19 protein-coding genes are annotated in these 15,243 nt (G+C 62.2%); 8 read left to right on the forward strand and 11 right to left on the reverse strand.

Translation table 11 applies throughout. From position 1 onward, the window contains the following. From QF629_08885 to ykgO, 3 genes are all read right to left on the reverse strand, one after another. Positions 1–623, reverse strand: a 623-nt coding sequence (locus QF629_08885; GenBank protein ID MDP6013644.1) for an FAD-binding protein, incomplete at its 3' end; no start/stop codon positions are given. Then, on the reverse strand, positions 623–2,110 hold the full coding sequence (locus tag QF629_08890) for an FAD-linked oxidase C-terminal domain-containing protein (protein MDP6013645.1): 1,488 nt from the start codon (positions 2,108–2,110) through the stop codon (positions 623–625). The genes QF629_08890 and QF629_08885, both read right to left, overlap by 1 nt. Before the next feature lie 81 nt (positions 2,111–2,191). Then, positions 2,192–2,317, reverse strand: a complete 126-nt coding sequence (ykgO, locus tag QF629_08895; protein ID MDP6013646.1) for a type B 50S ribosomal protein L36 — start codon at positions 2,315–2,317, stop codon at positions 2,192–2,194. A gap of 257 nt (positions 2,318–2,574) precedes the next feature. Between ykgO and QF629_08900 the strand changes: the two genes are divergently transcribed. Both QF629_08900 and QF629_08905 read left to right on the forward strand, forming a co-directional pair. Continuing rightward, positions 2,575–3,927 (forward strand): amidase family protein, encoded by a 1,353-nt coding sequence (locus QF629_08900; protein MDP6013647.1) that lies wholly within the window; start codon positions 2,575–2,577, stop codon positions 3,925–3,927. A gap of 226 nt (positions 3,928–4,153) precedes the next feature. Beyond that, positions 4,154–5,485 carry an ammonium transporter gene (locus QF629_08905; GenBank protein MDP6013648.1) on the forward strand — a complete coding sequence of 444 codons (1,332 nt, stop codon included), beginning with the start codon at positions 4,154–4,156 and terminating at the stop codon, positions 5,483–5,485. 71 nt (positions 5,486–5,556) lie between these two features. On the opposite strand, the gene dapD is transcribed toward QF629_08905, so the two are convergent. Both dapD and QF629_08915 read right to left on the reverse strand, forming a co-directional pair. Next, on the reverse strand, positions 5,557–6,399 hold the full coding sequence (dapD, locus tag QF629_08910; GenBank protein MDP6013649.1) for a 2,3,4,5-tetrahydropyridine-2,6-dicarboxylate N-succinyltransferase: 843 nt from the start codon (positions 6,397–6,399) through the stop codon (positions 5,557–5,559). Between the two features lie 26 nt (positions 6,400–6,425). After that, positions 6,426–7,082 (reverse strand): pyrimidine 5'-nucleotidase, encoded by a 657-nt coding sequence (locus tag QF629_08915; GenBank protein ID MDP6013650.1) that lies wholly within the window; start codon positions 7,080–7,082, stop codon positions 6,426–6,428. Between the two features lie 316 nt (positions 7,083–7,398). On the opposite strand from QF629_08915, the gene QF629_08920 reads away from it, so the two are divergent. Next, positions 7,399–7,548: a hypothetical protein gene (locus QF629_08920; protein ID MDP6013651.1), complete on the forward strand. Its 150-nt coding sequence runs from the start codon at positions 7,399–7,401 to the stop codon at positions 7,546–7,548. 6 nt (positions 7,549–7,554) lie between these two features. Here QF629_08920 and argB read toward each other — a convergent pair whose 3' ends face one another. Genes argB through rpmH form a run of 6 tightly spaced genes read right to left on the reverse strand, consistent with a single transcriptional unit; the run spans position 7,555 to position 11,696 of the window. Then, positions 7,555–8,463 carry an acetylglutamate kinase gene (argB, locus tag QF629_08925; GenBank protein ID MDP6013652.1) on the reverse strand — a complete coding sequence of 303 codons (909 nt, stop codon included), beginning with the start codon at positions 8,461–8,463 and terminating at the stop codon, positions 7,555–7,557. 50 nt (positions 8,464–8,513) lie between these two features. Beyond that, positions 8,514–9,173 carry a ribosome biogenesis GTP-binding protein YihA/YsxC gene (yihA, locus tag QF629_08930; protein ID MDP6013653.1) on the reverse strand — a complete coding sequence of 220 codons (660 nt, stop codon included), beginning with the start codon at positions 9,171–9,173 and terminating at the stop codon, positions 8,514–8,516. A gap of 4 nt (positions 9,174–9,177) precedes the next feature. Continuing rightward, positions 9,178–10,908, reverse strand: coding sequence for a membrane protein insertase YidC (gene yidC / locus QF629_08935; protein MDP6013654.1), 1,731 nt, complete (start codon positions 10,906–10,908; stop codon positions 9,178–9,180). 2 nt (positions 10,909–10,910) lie between these two features. After that, a complete protein-coding gene (gene yidD / locus QF629_08940) occupies positions 10,911–11,186 on the reverse strand; it encodes a membrane protein insertion efficiency factor YidD (GenBank protein ID MDP6013655.1) in 276 nt (91 codons plus the stop codon). Beyond that, on the reverse strand, positions 11,183–11,551 hold the full coding sequence (rnpA, locus tag QF629_08945; protein MDP6013656.1) for a ribonuclease P protein component: 369 nt from the start codon (positions 11,549–11,551) through the stop codon (positions 11,183–11,185). The genes yidD and rnpA overlap by 4 nt, the downstream gene beginning before the upstream one ends. A 10-nt stretch (positions 11,552–11,561) precedes the next feature. After that, positions 11,562–11,696, reverse strand: coding sequence for a 50S ribosomal protein L34 (gene rpmH / locus QF629_08950; protein MDP6013657.1), 135 nt, complete (start codon positions 11,694–11,696; stop codon positions 11,562–11,564). Positions 11,697–11,892: 196 nt separating this feature from the next. Between rpmH and QF629_08955 the strand changes: the two genes are divergently transcribed. Genes QF629_08955 through QF629_08975 form a run of 5 tightly spaced genes read left to right on the forward strand, consistent with a single transcriptional unit; the run spans position 11,893 to position 15,235 of the window. Further along, complete coding sequence (locus QF629_08955) at positions 11,893–12,312, forward strand: hypothetical protein (GenBank protein ID MDP6013658.1); 420 nt, start codon at positions 11,893–11,895, stop codon at positions 12,310–12,312. Further along, a complete protein-coding gene (locus QF629_08960) occupies positions 12,284–13,036 on the forward strand; it encodes a TVP38/TMEM64 family protein (GenBank protein ID MDP6013659.1) in 753 nt (250 codons plus the stop codon). The genes QF629_08955 and QF629_08960 overlap by 29 nt, the downstream gene beginning before the upstream one ends. Next, the gene (locus tag QF629_08965; GenBank protein MDP6013660.1) at positions 13,033–13,785 is read left to right on the forward strand and encodes an ABC transporter ATP-binding protein; all 753 of its coding nucleotides are present in this window, start codon (positions 13,033–13,035) and stop codon (positions 13,783–13,785) included. The genes QF629_08960 and QF629_08965 overlap by 4 nt, the downstream gene beginning before the upstream one ends. After that, on the forward strand, positions 13,785–14,579 hold the full coding sequence (locus QF629_08970) for an ABC transporter permease (GenBank protein MDP6013661.1): 795 nt from the start codon (positions 13,785–13,787) through the stop codon (positions 14,577–14,579). The genes QF629_08965 and QF629_08970 overlap by 1 nt, the downstream gene beginning before the upstream one ends. Next, a complete protein-coding gene (locus tag QF629_08975; GenBank protein MDP6013662.1) occupies positions 14,576–15,235 on the forward strand; it encodes a histidine phosphatase family protein in 660 nt (219 codons plus the stop codon). Before QF629_08970 ends, QF629_08975 begins: the two co-directional genes overlap by 4 nt. Positions 15,236–15,243 lie beyond the last annotated feature (8 nt).

Raw genomic sequence — 15,243 nt, forward strand, 5'->3', positions numbered from 1 at the left:
GCCGCCGCCTTGCCGAGCAGGGCGATGCCGTCCGCGTCAGATTGCGCGTAGACAAGCACTGTGCGCGTTTTCTCCGGCGCTGGTAGCACCTTGACCGTGATCTCGCTAAGCACGGCAAGGGTGCCGTAGGAGCCGGCCAGTGCCTTACAGAGGTCGTAACCGGAGACGTTCTTCACCACACGCCCGCCGGACTTGAAGATCTCGGCCCGGCCACTGATCGCTCGCAGGCCCAGAAAATGATCGCGTGCGGCACCCGCGCTGACACGGCGCGGGCCGGACAGATTACAGGCTATGGTTCCGCCGAGTGTCGCCGCCACCGCCGGCGCTCCGAGGAGCGGCCCGAGATCCGGCGGCTCGAACGCGAGCTGTTGGCAATTCTCGGCGAGCCTGGCCTCGATATCGGCGATCGGCGTCCCGGCACCAGCGGTCAGCGCCAGCTCGGTCGGCTCGTACCAGCTGATACCGGACAGGGAGCCCGTCTCGATGCGCGCCGGCAGGTTTCCGGGCCGCCCGAGCGCACGTTTGCTGGCGGCCCCCACAACGTCAAGCGGTAGCTCGTTCGAGACGGCCCAAGCCACCACCTCACGCAACTGCTCTTCGTCGACAGGCCGAAATGTCTCCATCAGAAGCGTGGCAGATCCGGGAAGGGCAGCTTGCCACCGTGGACGTGCATCTTGCCGAGCTCAGCGCAGCGGTGCAGCTCGGGGAAGACCTTGCCCGGATTGAGCAAGCCGTCGGGGTCGAAAGCACATTTGACGCGCTGCTGATGGGCCAGATCGATCTCGTTGAACATCTCACCCATAAGATCTCGCTTCTCGATGCCAACCCCATGTTCGCCGGTCAGCACACCACCCACTTCGACGCAGAGCTTGAGGATCTCAGCCCCCATCTCCTCGGTTCGCTCCAGCTCGCCGGGAACGCTCGCATCGTAGAGAATGAGCGGATGTAGATTACCGTCGCCGGCATGAAAGACGTTGGCGACTCGCAGGCCATACTGGGACGACAGCTCGGTCATGCGCGCCAGAACGCGCGCCAATTGACCGCGCGGGATGGTGCCGTCCATACAGTAGTAGTCAGGAGAGATGCGCCCCACGGCCGGGAAGGCGTTCTTGCGCCCGGCCCAGAAGGCCAGCCGCTCGTCTTCGCTTTCGCTGATGCGCAGTGAGCTGGCGCCACAGCCCTCGGCAATGACGCGCACGCGCTCGACCAGCTCGTCGACTTCGACCGCCGGCCCGTCCAGCTCAACGATGAGCAGCGCCTCAACATCGAGGGGATAGCCGGCATGGCAGAAATCTTCGGCCGCATGGATAGCCGCCTTATCCATCATCTCCATGCCCCCCGGCACGATGCCGGCAGAAATGACCCCGCTGACGCACTCACCGCCCGCCTCGACCGTGGAAAAACCGACCAGCAACGCTCGTGCCGTCTCGGGCTTCGGCAGGATACGCACGGTGACCTCGGTTATCACCCCGAGCAGACCTTCGGAGCCCGTGAGAATGCCCATCAAGTCGTAGCCCTCGGCATCGAGATGCTTGCCGCCCAAGTGAACTACCTCGCCGTCCATCAGAACCATCTCAAGCCCGAGCAGATTGTTGGTGGTGACGCCGTATTTGAGGCAGTGCACACCGCCCGAGTTCTCGGCCACGTTCCCGCCGATGGAGCAGGCAATTTGGCTCGAGGGGTCGGGTGCGTAGTAGAAGCCGTCTGCATCGACTGCCTCGCTAACGGCGAGATTGGTGACGCCCGGCTGGACCACCGCACAGCGGTTCGCGTAATCGACCTCGAGCACTTTGTTGAGCTTGGTTAGGACTAATGTCACACCGTCGGCGAGCGGCAGGGCGCCGCCGGAAAGTCCGGTACCGGCGCCGCGCGGCACTACTTTGACGCCCATCTCCGCACAGAGCGCCATAACCTTGGAAATCTGGGTGGTGCTCTCTGGCAACACCGCGACCAGCGGCAGTGCCTTGTAGGCGGTCAGCCCGTCGGTCTCAAAGGCGCGCAGATCGTCCTCGCCGACCACGACCGCAGCGTCGGGCAGAAACTCGCGCAGACGCGCTATCAGCCGCCCGCGCGCGGCAATGACCGCAGCATCTGGCTCCGGCATTTGCATGACCGTCTCCTTGCAGATAAAGGCAGGATGGCGAGTGTGGAGCGTGTCTACGCGCGGGTCAATGCCCGCGAATAATTGGCCTCAACCCTGGCGGGCCTTGAAGCGCGGATTGGTCTTGTTGATCACGTAGACCTTGCCACGGCGGCGCACCACACGGCAGTCCCTGTGCCGTGTCTTCGCCGATTTCAAGGATCTCAAGACCTTCATAACGCGCCCTTTTCGCTCTTCGCAACCGCGAGGCGCAGAACATAGGGAGAGAGCCTGCCGCTGTCAATCGCCGACGCTCAGCGATAGACCTCCTCGTGCTTGGTGGCATAGAAGCGGAAACAGCGCATCTCGCGTGCGCCATTCGCCGCTGTATTTCAAGTTCGACTCCGAGGCTGGTGTGTAAGATTCACTGGCTTCAACAATGATAATATAGTGCGTCTCGAAAGAATCGGCACCTGCAAGGGGGGACATTGGCGATGGCAAAGAGCTGGCACGAAATGACTGCCTGCGCCCTGGGGGACGCCATCGGGCGCGGCGATATCGACCCAACTGCTCTGTGCGAACATTTCCTGACACGCATCGCCGAGCACGACGATGAGCGCATCTATCTGCGTACCACTGCCGAGCGCGGTTGTGCCGAAGCCGCGGCGGCCAGCGAGAGGGCTGCAGCCGGGACCCGGCGAAGCCGCCTGGACGGCGTGCCTATCTCCTGGAAAGACCTCTATGACACCGCTGGCATTGCCACGGAGGGTGGTACACCACTGCTAGCTGGGCGGGTGCCCGAACGTGATGCGACCGTGCTCTCCCGCGCCACACGCGCGGGCCTAATCTGTCTTGGCAAAACCAATACTGTGCAGTTCGCCCTCGGCGGCGTCGGCACCAACCCGGCGACAGGCACCCCGGCTAATGCCGTCATGGAAGACACGCCGCGGGCGCCAGGCGGCTCGTCCTGCGGCGCCGCGACATCGGTTGCGCGCGGGCTGGCGGCGGCGGGGATTGGCTCCGATACGGGAGGCTCGGTGCGCATTCCTGCCGCGTGGAACCGCTTGGTTGGCCTCAAGACCTCGTTCGGCGCCCTGCCTTGCAAGGGCGTGCTGCCGCTGTCGCCGAGTTTCGATACTGTCGGCCCGCTGACCCACGATGTGGCTGACGCGGCGGCGCTATTCGAAATCATGGGCGCACGTCCGACCATAGACCTAGCTGGCGCGGAACTCTCCAGCGCCCGATTTCTGGTCGCGACCGACGTGGTCTGGGACGACGCAGATGCTCCGATTGTCGAGGCAGTGGAGCAGGCAATCTCCTCCATCGCGGCAGCCGGGGCGATCGTCGAGCGCGGCCCGGTGTCCGAATTCAACCGTATCGACGATGTCCTCAATCGCCACGGCAGCACCGTGACGGCAGAGGGTTACGTCACCTGGCGTGACCTTATAGACAACCAAGGCCAAACCATCGACACGGCGGTTCTCGCCCGCTTCCACCAGGGCCGCGACATGGCCGCTACCGACATCGAGACAGCGCGCGCGGCCGCCCGTGAGCTGGCACCGGCTCTTTATGCCCGCATGGCCAACTACAGCGCCGTCCTGGCGCCGACCGTACCGATCCTGCCACCGCCCATCGCCGATGTTATCGATGATGCTGACGCCTACGCCCGCGCCAACAGCATGGCATTGCGCAACACGCGGCTCGGCAATGTGCTGCCCTGTTGCGCCCTGAGCCTGCCTTGCGGCGCACCGCAGGTCCCCGCCGGCCTGATGGCCATGGCCCCCAGCGGCGAAGATGCGCGCCTGCTCCGCCTCGGCGCAGCACTCGAAACCGCGCTGCAGAGTTAGCCCTGTCATAGTGCATAAATTTTGTGCTTATTTTTGACCATTCCTAAGATAGTGATAAAAAAATAGTCACTGCCCCCACTAGCATGACCGCCTGGAACGAAAGAGCCTTATAAATAGAGGGGTTCACCGAGTCGGCATGATTCTTGAATAAAGTTCTCCCGAAAGCCCGTTTTGGCGCTGTCGCCTGTGCCGAGACAATACGATCCAACCCGCTCGGGAGAAACCGATGACCACCTTAATAAAGCGCCTCACCCTTGCCGGGTTAGCCACCTTCGTCACTGCTCTCACCTTCGTCAGCACCGCCGCTGCCAAAGACGCCATCTTCGCCAGCGCAGACGAGACCGCCTACATCTTCAACACCTTCTCGTTCCTCTTCAACGGCGCTCTCGTGATGTGGATGGCCGCCGGCTTCTGCATGCTTGAAGCGGGGCTGGTGCGCTCCAAGAGTGTGGCCACCATCTGCACCAAAAACATCGCCCTCTATTCCATCGCCGGGATCACGTATTTCCTGGTCGGTTACAACCTCATGTATGACGGCGTCAACGGCGGCTTCATGGGTAGCTTCTCCTGGTCCAACCTGGATGGGCCGGCTTATGTCGAGGGAGACGGTTATGCCGTGGCCTCGGACTGGTTCTTCCAGATGGTGTTTGTGGCGACTGCCGCCTCCATTATCTCCGGCACCCTGGCTGAACGCGTCAAGCTGTGGCCGTTCCTAATCTTTGTCGTGGCACTGACAGCGGTCATCTACCCAATCCAGGGTTCTTGGCAGTGGGGTGGCGGTTGGCTTGCCGAGGCCGGCTTCAGCGACTTCGCCGGCTCGACCCTGGTCCACTCCACCGGCGGCTGGGCGGCTCTGGTTGGTGCGGTGCTGCTCGGCGCCCGGCGCGGCCGGTACGGCCCAGGCGGCGCCGTCCACCCGCTGCCCGGCTCTTCCCTACCCTTGGCGACGCTGGGCACCTTCATCCTGTGGCTCGGTTGGTTTGGCTTCAACGGCGGCTCGCAGCTAGCGCTCGGCACCGGTGACGATGCCGCGGCAATGGCGCAGATCTTTGCCAACACAAACCTCGCCGCCGCAGCCGGCGTTGTCGCAGCCATGCTAACCAGCCAGTTGCTGTTCAAGAAGGTCGACCTCACGATGGCCCTCAACGGTGCCCTTGGCGGCTTGGTCAGCATCACCGCCGAGCCTCTTGCCCCGAGCTTCTCCACCGCGGTTCTGGTCGGCGGCATCGGTGGCGTGCTGGTTGTGCTCGCTGTGCCTGTGCTCGACCGTCTGCGCATCGACGACGTCGTCGGCGCCATCCCCGTCCATCTGGTCTGTGGCATCTGGGGCACCATCGCCGTGGTCTTTAGCAACTCCGACACCAATATCGGCAGCCAGATTCTCGGCATCGCTGCGATCGGGGGTTGGGTGGTAATTGCCAGCACCGCTGTCTGGTTGGCACTCAAGGTCACCGTCGGCATTCGTCTCGACGAGGAGAGCGAAGCCGTGGGCGCCGATCAGTCGGAGCTCGGCCTGGAAGCTTATCCGGAATTCGGCAGCGGCTCCCAGCGCATCTAAGCCGTCTCCCTCCTCCCGGACGGCAAACTGCCGCGGTGTTCCCTGCACCGCGGCAGTTTCCTTTTCCCCGCTCAGTCGCGCAACAGCTCGTTGATCGATGTCTTGGAGCGAGTCTTCGCATCGACGCGCTTGACGATCACCGCGCATGCCAGCGACGGACTTAACGAGCCGTCGGCCAGCGGCTTGCCCGACAGGCTGCCCGGAACCACCACCGAATAAGCCGGCACGCGCCCGAAAGCGACCTCGCCGGTGGTGCGGTCAACGATTTTGGTCGAGGCACCCAAGAAGACCCCCATCGAGAGCACCGCACCCTCCTCGACCACCACTCCTTCGGCGACCTCGCTGCGGGCGCCGATAAAGCAATTATCCTCGATGATCACAGGCCCAGCCTGCAACGGCTCAAGCACACCGCCGATGCCAACGCCACCCGAGATATGACAGTTCGAGCCGATCTGGGCACAGCTGCCGACCGTAGCCCAGGTATCGATCATGGTGCCGCTGCCAACATGGGCGCCGAGATTGACGAAACTCGGCATGAGCACTACGCCGGGGGCAACGAAAGCTGAATGACGCACGACGCAACCGGGCACCGCACGGAAGCCGGCGGTGACAAAATCGTCATCGCCCCATCCGGCGAATTTCGAAGGCACCTTGTCCCACCAACCGGCCCCGCCCGGCGCGCCCGAGATCGTCTCCATGGGATTGAGGCGAAACGAGAGCAGCACAGCCTTCTTGAGCCACTGGTTGACCTGCCATTCGCCGCCACGTTTCTCGGCCACGCGGAAATCACCTTTGTCAAGACCGTCGAGCGCCGCGACGATCGCCTCCCGCACCGGCCCCGTCGTCGATTGATCGACGCTGTTGTGGTCGTCCCACGCAGCCTCGATAACCTTTTCCAACTCGCTTGCTTCCATCGCTGCCTCTCCTTTACGGCAGCAACCTAACTGGCGGTGTGCTCCGCCTCAAGCCATTGGGCAAGGTCATCAATGACGTGGTCGACAAAGTCTGGCGCATCCGTGGCGTCGTCGCGATGACGGCGCAGCCACACCGTACGCATACCAAGCGCCGCTGCTGGAGCAAGGTTCGCCACGCTGTCCTCGACGAACACGGCAGAGACCGGATCGATATCGAAATGCCCCAGAAAACGCTCATAGGGCAAGGCGTCGGGCTTGGGGACATAACCGGCGGCAGTGATATCGAAGACGCCGGCGAACAGGTTCGCCAACCCGAGGCGCTGTAAGACCTGCAAGGCGTGCTTGCGCGAGCCATTGGTAAACACGTAACGCTCACCAGGGAGCGCCGCCAAGCCTCCCTCCAACGATACCACAGCATCAAGCGGCGAGAGATCTATATCGTGGACGTAGTCGAGATAGTCCTCCGGCTCGACACTATGATTGTCCATGAGGCCGCGCAGCGTGGTGCCATGTTCGCGATAGTATGTCTTTTGCAGCGCGCGCGCCGTCGTTGCGTCTACCGCTAGCACGGCACTGATATAAGCGCTCATGCGAGAATCCACTTGCGCAAACAACTCACAATCAGCCGGATAGAGGGTATTATCGAGGTCAAAAATCCACGTCTCCGTGGGAGCAGTAGACATGAATGCCTCGTTTGATGGGGCGTAACGAAGGGCAACCCTGCCTGACCTGCACTGGCTACGCAAGACCTCGGTGGCAGTGGGCGGCCCGTGATGGCGAGTGAGAACTCGGCTACCGATCCCGCCTCGGCGACGATTGTTGCGGCGCTAGTCCTAGCGGGGCCTTGCTGTCTGATGCCGATCTCACCATTCTCCACGCGAACCCGCTTGCCGAAGATCTCAGCGCGGCTCTGCGACGGCATGCGATGGTGCACCTTGGCACAAGTGTATGTGAGGCGATCGAGATCGAATCACACCTCATGGGTATGGAAGCAGCGAAGTGTGCCTTCGAGAAAAGGGCATCAGCGAAGAGCTGTTTGAGCGATTCATCACGCGCAATGACATTCTCTTCGTCAAGCCTGCCATGGCCTCACCGACCGATACTACACCACCGACCGTTGAGCGCATCTTCGCCGAATTCCTTGACTGAAAAGGCTCAGCCCGCCTCAGCACTGATCATGGTGCCGACACCGTGGGCGGTAAAGATTTCCAGCAGCAGCACGTGGGGAATACGCCCGTCTAGGATATGCGCCGCCTCCACTGTGTCCGCCACGGCATCAATGCAGGTCTCTATCTTCGGCACCATGCCGCCCGAGACCGTGCCGTCTTCCATGCGCGCCCGCGCGCTATCCGGCGTCAGGTGCGGGATCAGCGCCCCTTCCTGGTCAAGAACGCCGGCTACGTCGGTCAGCATCAAGAGCTTCGTCGCGCCAAGCGCATTGGCGATGGCGCCAGCCGCGGTGTCACCGTTGATGTTGTAGGTCGCGCTGTCATCGCCGATACCGATTGGCGCGATGACCGGGATGATGCCAGCAGCCGTCAGGCGCTCGATAACTTCTGTATCTACGCTTTCCGGCTCGCCCACGAAGCCGAGGTCGATAATCTTTTCGACCTGTGATTCTGGATCGCGGTGAGTGCACTGCAAACGCCTTGCACGTAGCAAATGCCCGTCCTTGCCGCTTAGGCCGATGGCTCTGCCACCGGCCGCCGTGATATCGGCCGCAATCTGCTTGTTTATATTGCCGGCGAGCACCATCTCGACGATCTCCACGGTAACCGCATCGGTAATGCGGAGGCCCTGGACGAACTGGCTCTCGATCTTGAGACGCTCAAGCATGCGCCCAATCTGCGGCCCACCACCATGCACCACCACCGGCAAGATGCCAACCTGCTTGAGCAGCACCACGTCACGAGCGAAGCGCTGGGCCAGGGCCTCGTCACCCATAGCGTGACCACCGAATTTGATGACGAAGGTCTTACCCGTGAAGCGCCGCATATAGGGCAGCGCCTCAGACAACGTGGCGGCGGTCTGCAAGCGCGCCTCAAGCGGGTCCGTGTCAGTCATCTGGTCAACCTAGAGCCCTTGAAGATTTGAGGGAAGTGGTTTGACTGGGCTCACGGCAGATTAGGATCCATCATCTTGTCTGCCTGCGGATCGGCCAAAGTTGCGAGCTCGGCGCGTAGCTGGGCGATGCCCAAACCGATGCGGGCGCTGCTGGCGAAGGCTTGGGGATGGGTCGCCGGGTGGCGCCCGGAGCATTCCCGAGCCAGCGTCTCGGCCATGGCATTAGCCTTTTTCGCGCCCGGTTTGTCGCATTTTGTCAGCACCACTTGGAAGACCACAGCAGCCTCGTCGAGCAGAGTCATAACGTCTTCGTCAGCTGGCTTCGGACCGTGCCGCGAATCGATCAGTAGACAAACTCGGCGCAAACCGTGGCGTCCACGCAGAAAGCTGCGCATCAGCCCGGTCCAGGCTTTGATCTCGCCCTTGGCCGCACGCGCATAGCCGTAACCGGGCAAGTCCACCAGCATGAGCCTGCCACCGAGGTCGAAGAAGTTAATTTGCCGCGTGCGCCCCGGCGTCGAGGAGACCCGCGCCAGAGTGCGGCGGCCGGTGAGTGAATTGACCAGACTCGATTTTCCGACATTGGAGCGCCCGGCGAAGGCCACCTCGGGCAAGCTTGGTAGCGGCAGCTGCTCCTCTCTCGCCGCCCCGGCGACAAACTGGCAGGCCTGGGCGAACAAGAGCCTACCGGCTTCCTCATTCGCACTCATATCACTAACCCGCCTTGACCCCCATGCGCCGCATGATGACCCATTGCTGGGCAATCGACAGCACATTGTTCCAGGTCCAGTAGATGACCAGTCCGGCCGGGAAGGTGGCGAAGAGGAAGACAAAAATCAACGGCAGCATCATCATGATGCGCGCCTGCATGGGATCGGGTGGCGTCGGGTTGAGCTTCTGCTGCAGGAACATGGTCAGGCCCATGAGCAGAGGCCAGATTCCGAGCGCCAGGAACTCCGGTGGCGTAAACGGCAGCAGGCCAAAGAGATTGAAGAGATTGGTCGGATCGGGCGCCGAGAGATCCTGGATCCAGCCATAGAACGGCGCATGGCGCATCTCGATCGAGACGAACAGCACTTTGTAGAGCGCGAAGAAGACGGGAATTTGCACCACGATCGGTAGACAGCCGGCTAGGGGATTTGCCTTCTCCCGCTTGTACAGTGCCATCACCTCCGCATTCAACTTCTGCTTGTCGTCACCGAAGCGCTCGCGTAGATCCATCATCTGCGGTTGCAGCTTCTTTAGCTTACTCATGGCCACGTAGGACTTGTTGGCCAATGGGAAAAACAAAAGCTTGATGATCACTGTCAGCAGCAGGATGGCGACACCGAAATTGCCTATCCAGCCATAGAAGCTATGCAGCACGTAGAAGATCGGCTTGGTGAGAAAATAGAACCAGCCAAAATCGACTGCCAGATCGAAGCGCTCGATGCCCAACTCCTCCTCGTAAATATCGAGCAGCGTAACTTCCTTGGCCCCGACGAAGAGCCGGCTCTCGGCACTTTCGACGGCGCCGGGCACGATTGTCACCGCCGGCAGCCAGTAATCGACCTGAAAACGGTCGCGCCCGTTGCTGCCGGAATAATGGAAGCGCGCCGTCGCCTCAACCTTCGGGCTAGGCACTAGAGCCGTAAGCCAATATTTGTCGGTAATGCCTATCCAGCCGCCCGTGGTAGTCCGCTTGATACTGGGGTTGTCACGCAAGTCCTCGTAATCGACCTCTTCGAGAGTGCCTTTTTTGCCTACCTCCTTGACGAAGACGCCGAGCGGGCCCTCATGAAGGATGAAGAAACCGAGCGTAGTCGGCTCGCCCGTGCGGCTGACGCGCCCGTAGGGATGAAGCGTCACCTCGGTTCCGCTCTCGTTGCGCACGCGCTGGGAGACCGTGAACATGTAGTTGTCGTCGAGCGCTATGCTGCGCTCGAAGATCAGTCCGGCACCATTGTCCCAAGTCAGCGTGACCGGACGACCGGGCGACAGGGCATCGCGGTCGGCGGTCCACAGGCTGTCGGCGTCGGGGACTGCCACACCGCTACCAATCCAGCCGAAGTCAGCGTAATAGGGGCGGGCCGACTGCTGGCGGGTGAAAAGCTCGATGCGCGCACTTTCCGGGTCGAGGGTCTCGCGGTAATCGAGCAGCGAGAGTTCATCGATGCGCCCGCCACGCAGGGCAATCGAGCCACTTACGCGCCCGCGTCCAGCCGGGTCAATGGCGAGCCGCGGGCTGGCATCGGCCTCTACGACGGCGTCGGCTGGGACCGGCGCATCGCCGACACTATCTGTCGCTGCCTCGCCCGGGGGCACGGGCTCGTCGGCCGTCTCGATAGCGGCCTCGCCGATCGTTGCCCCTGGCGGTGGCAAGGGCGGCGCAAACAGAGTCTGAAAGACGAACAAGATGGCGACCGAAAGCACGATCGCCAGCAGCAAATTCCGTTGGTCCTGCACTACTACCTCGCGCCCATGGCGCCGTCGTCGCGCGCCCGTATTCGTGTTGCTACCGGATCACCCGGCACTGGGTCGTAGCCAAAGCCGCCCCATGGATGACAGCGGCAGATACGGCACAGCGCCAGCCAGCCGCCGTACACAGCTCCGTGCCGCGCCAGGGCCTCCAGGGCATACTCCGAACAGCTAGGCATGTGGCGACAATTGCCCGGCAGGATTGGCTTCAGTACCAGTCTATATAGGCCGACGCAAAAGCGCAGGATGCTCGCAGCAGGGCTCACAATACCAACTCCGCACGACCGCCGACCTTGGTCAGCGCCGTCGTCAGGTCCTCGAGCAGCGCCGCATACGGCCGCGTGGCCGTGCCGACGCGGGCAATCAGGACGAAATCGCGATCGCTGCGCGCCTGATCCCGCAACACGGCCTCGGCCGCAGCACGCAAGCGGCGCCGCGCGCGATTGCGGCGAACCGCTCCGCCGACCTTGCGGCTCGCCGTGTACCCGACCCGAGCAAAAGCGCCCGGCGGCAGGCCATCGGGACATGGAGCACATTGCAACACCACACCCTGCGCGGCCCATTTGCGTCCGAGTTTTGCCACTCTTAAAAAATCCTGGCGCCGCTTAAGCCGCGGCAGGCTTCGGTTCACAGTGCGGAGCCTAAGCCGATAGGCGCTTGCGCCCCTTAGCGCGCCGTTTGGCCAGCACGCGCCGACCGGCGACCGTCGCCATGCGGGAGCGGAAACCATGGCGACGCTTGCGCACCAGAACGCTTGGCTGATAAGTCCTTTTCACCGACTACTCTCCATTGCGGCGGCACCGTAAAATAGCCGGTCGTATACGGTCTTGCCGGGGGCAAGTCAATCGGCTGGCACAGCTTATCCCCGCACACAACGGTATTTTGAATGGCGGTTCCCGGGCTCTGCCTTTAGCATGGCGGAATTATCCGTGGCCGATGGCGGCAAAACCGTGGGGGGACACGGGTAAAAATATGGCTGTTTTGCGACTTTGCATTGTTGCGCTGGTGCTATCACTCCTGCTTGCGGCATGTCCTTCCGGCCTGCAAGCCGGGCAGTACGCGGTAGTCACCGAGGGCTCGCGCGACATATGGGTCATCAACTGCACTTCCCTCGGCTACCCACCGGTCAATGTCGAACTCTTCACGTGCGAGAACGCAGCGCGGCTGCTGGACGAAAGCGCCCCCGACTTCATAAATCACTCGCGCGGCGCAGCGGCGGGCAGCCACGAGTTCAGCCTCTATGAGTGGTACAGCGACAATTTCGGCGCGGACGAGGCTGACACTCTTGCCCATATAACCCACTTCGCGATGGCGCTCCTTGCCGAATCACCGGCAAGCGGGCTCGACGTTCGCGACTACGACTATGACTGGCGACTCAACGACGTCATATAGCGACAGCGAGGCGCCGCCGCCGAAGGCGCTATGGCGGCGCCTTCTGCCGGCAGCGCTACTGCTCTGCGCGCTGGCCCTAGCCCTAGTGCTCGGTATCGACGACTATCTCAGCTTCGCGACCCTGCGCGACAACCACGCACTGTTACTCAAACACGTGGCGCAGTTAGGCATTCTCGCGGGCATCGTCTATATCGCCATATACATCGTCGTCGTCGCCCTTTCGTTTCCGGGCGCCATCTTTCTCACACTCAGTAGCGGCTTTCTTTTCGGCGTCGTAGAAGGCGCCTTTTACAGCGTCATCGGCGCCACTCTCGGCGCCACCGTGATATTTCTCGTTGCGCGCACAGCAGTAGGTGACACGCTATCGCGCCGCGCCGCGCCAGCACTGCAGCGCATGGAGCAGGGCTTTCACAAGAATGCCCTCTCCTATCTGCTGGTGTTACGCCTGATCCCGCTCTTTCCCTTCTGGCTAGTCAACTTGGTGCCGGCACTGCTTGGAGTGTCCTTGCGCATCTATATGCTCGGCACCTTTTTTGGCATCATACCAGGAAGCTTCGTCTACAGCCTGACCGGGGCGAGTCTTGGCAGTGCCTTCGAATCGCACGAGAATTTTACTCTTGCTGGAATTCTCACGCCAGTCATGATCATGGCGCTTGTCGGCCTTGCCGCTTTGTCCATGCTGCCTGTGCTCTACAAACGATTGTACTGGATGCACGAAAAATGAGCGAGGCGATCATCCAGGTCGAGAGCCTGAGCAAACGCTTCGGACCGGTGCGGGCGGTCGACTCGCTCAGCTTCTCCGTTGACGGTGGACAGGCCATCGGCCTACTCGGCGGCAACGGCGCCGGTAAAACCACGACACTGGGCATGCTGCTCGGCCTGATCGTACCCAGCGCCGGCAGCATCCGGGTGCTAGGCGAGGACATGCTGCGCCACCGCTACCGCGTCCTGCCGCGGATGAACTTCTCTTCGCCCTATGTCGATGTGCCCCACCGCCTCAGTGTGCGCGAGAATCTCACGGTGTACGGTCATCTCTACGATCTCGACGACATCCGTGGACGCATCACCGCGCTCGCCGGCGACCTCGATTTAAACGAAATCCTCGACCGCACCGTTTCGACCCTATCGGCCGGGCAGAAGACCCGCGTGGCGCTTGCCAAGGCATTGCTCAACCAACCCGACATACTGCTGCTTGACGAACCCACCGCCTCGCTCGATCCTGACACGGCAGATTGGGTGCGCAGCTATCTGAGCGCCTACCAACGAGACAGTGGCGCCACCATCCTTCTAGCCTCGCACAACATGGCCGAGGTTGAGCGGCTTTGCGCAGACGTCATCATGCTCAAGGCGGGTCAGGTGGTAGCCCAGGACGCACCGCAGGCGCTGATCACCGGCTTTGGCCGTCAGACCCTGGAGGACGTCTTTCTCGACATCGCCCGCGATCGCCGCCGACCCAGAGCGAAGAGCGCGTGATGGCGGCCGCACGACGTATCTGGGGCATGGTGCTGCGGCATTATTATCTCATGCGCGGCTCCTGGCCACGGCTGGTCGATCTAGTCTACTGGCCAACCCTGCAAATGACCCTGTGGGGTTTCATCACTCTGTTCCTAATGACCAAGTCGAGCTGGCTGGCGCAGACCGCTGGCGTGCTGCTCTCCGCCGCGTTGCTCTGGGATGTGTTGTTCCGCGGCCAGATCAGCCTCTTCCTGAGCTTCCTCGAGGAGATGTGGTCGCGCAATCTGGGACACCTGCTAGTCAGCCCCCTGCGCCCTGCCGAGCTGGCCGTAGCTCTGGTGCTGACCAGCCTGGTGCGCACCCTGATCGGCGTTGGCGGCGCAGCGGTTCTTGCCATAGCGCTGTTCGACTTCTCTATCTTCGAGATCGGCTTGCCGCTGATAGCCTTCTTCATCAATCTGATCGCGCTCGGCTGGTCTCTGGGGCTGCTGGTCAGCGGGCTGGTGCTACGCTTCGGCCAGGGCGCGGAAGGCCTAGCCTGGGCGCTGGTCTTTCTCATCCAGCCGGTAAGCGGGGTCTACTACCCCATCGCCGTGCTACCCGATTGGCTGCAGCCGATCGCCCTTGCCTTGCCTTCGGCACATGTTTTCGAGGGCATGCGCGCGCTCCTTGTAGAAGGTGTCTTTGATGCTGATCTATTGATCAATGCGGCGCTCCTTAATTGCGTCTTTGTCGGGCTTGGCATAGCAAGTTTTCTTGCCATCGTTCACATTGCCCGCGTCAAGGGCCTAATCCTGCAAATGGGAGAATGACGATAACAAGCAGTACACGCTGGTGGTGGGTGCGACATGCACCGGTGACAGCCAACAATGGGCGCATGTACGGCGCTTCCGACCCGCCCGCCAACCTCGACGACGAAGAGAGCTTTGCCAGCCTGGCGCAGATCTTGCCGGCTGGCGCGGTCTGGGTAACCAGCCATCTGCGCCGCGCCCGCGACACCGCGTCGAGCATTCGCGCCCGCGGCCTTGACGGCGAAGTGCCCTTCGCCGAGGAAGCCTTCGGTGAGCAATGCTTCGGCGAATGGCAGGGCATGCTCTACAGCGAGATCGCGGAGCTCGAGGACAAGCCACGGCACCGCTTCTGGTTTACCACGCCGGAGCACTGTCCACCCGGCGGCGAGACTTATCTCGACGTCATGATCCGGGTCAAAGCGGGAGTTCAGCGCATCTCGGCCGCCTATGCCGGCCGCGATATCATCGCCGTCGCCCATGGCGGCTCGATCCGCGCCGCCGTCGCCCACGCCCTCGACCTCGATGCGGAGGGCGCCCTGACCCTCTTGTTCGAGAACCTATCCGTCACCCGCCTTGACCGGATAGAGCATCCGGACCGCGGCATGGCATGGCAGGTGCAGACCATCAATTGCCCAGCGCGCTCTCGGTCACGGGCCGAGTCTGGTAGCCTCGCTTGAGCCATATC

It is taken from the genome of Alphaproteobacteria bacterium (genome assembly GCA_030739735.1).
GTDB lineage: Bacteria > Pseudomonadota > Alphaproteobacteria > UBA7887 > UBA7887 > UBA7887.

Excerpts from the sequence above, each read along its gene's own strand:
- QF629_08890 (MDP6013645.1), bottom strand. The coding sequence starts at position 2,110 with ATGCAAATGCCGGAGCCAGATGCTGCGGTCATTGCCGCGCGCGGGCGG.
- QF629_08975 (MDP6013662.1), top strand. The coding sequence starts at position 14,576 with ATGACGATAACAAGCAGTACACGCTGGTGGTGGGTGCGACATGCACCG.
- QF629_08915 (MDP6013650.1), bottom strand. The coding sequence starts at position 7,082 with ATGTCTACTGCTCCCACGGAGACGTGGATTTTTGACCTCGATAATACC.
- QF629_08900 (MDP6013647.1), top strand. The coding sequence starts at position 2,575 with ATGGCAAAGAGCTGGCACGAAATGACTGCCTGCGCCCTGGGGGACGCC.
- QF629_08955 (MDP6013658.1), top strand. The coding sequence starts at position 11,893 with ATGGCTGTTTTGCGACTTTGCATTGTTGCGCTGGTGCTATCACTCCTG.
- yihA (MDP6013653.1), bottom strand. The coding sequence starts at position 9,173 with ATGAGTGCGAATGAGGAAGCCGGTAGGCTCTTGTTCGCCCAGGCCTGC.
- ykgO (MDP6013646.1), bottom strand. The coding sequence starts at position 2,317 with ATGAAGGTCTTGAGATCCTTGAAATCGGCGAAGACACGGCACAGGGAC.
- QF629_08905 (MDP6013648.1), top strand. The coding sequence starts at position 4,154 with ATGACCACCTTAATAAAGCGCCTCACCCTTGCCGGGTTAGCCACCTTC.
- QF629_08965 (MDP6013660.1), top strand. The coding sequence starts at position 13,033 with ATGAGCGAGGCGATCATCCAGGTCGAGAGCCTGAGCAAACGCTTCGGA.
- QF629_08970 (MDP6013661.1), top strand. The coding sequence starts at position 13,785 with ATGGCGGCCGCACGACGTATCTGGGGCATGGTGCTGCGGCATTATTAT.
- dapD (MDP6013649.1), bottom strand. The coding sequence starts at position 6,399 with ATGGAAGCAAGCGAGTTGGAAAAGGTTATCGAGGCTGCGTGGGACGAC.
- QF629_08960 (MDP6013659.1), top strand. The coding sequence starts at position 12,284 with ATGACTGGCGACTCAACGACGTCATATAGCGACAGCGAGGCGCCGCCG.
- argB (MDP6013652.1), bottom strand. The coding sequence starts at position 8,463 with ATGACTGACACGGACCCGCTTGAGGCGCGCTTGCAGACCGCCGCCACG.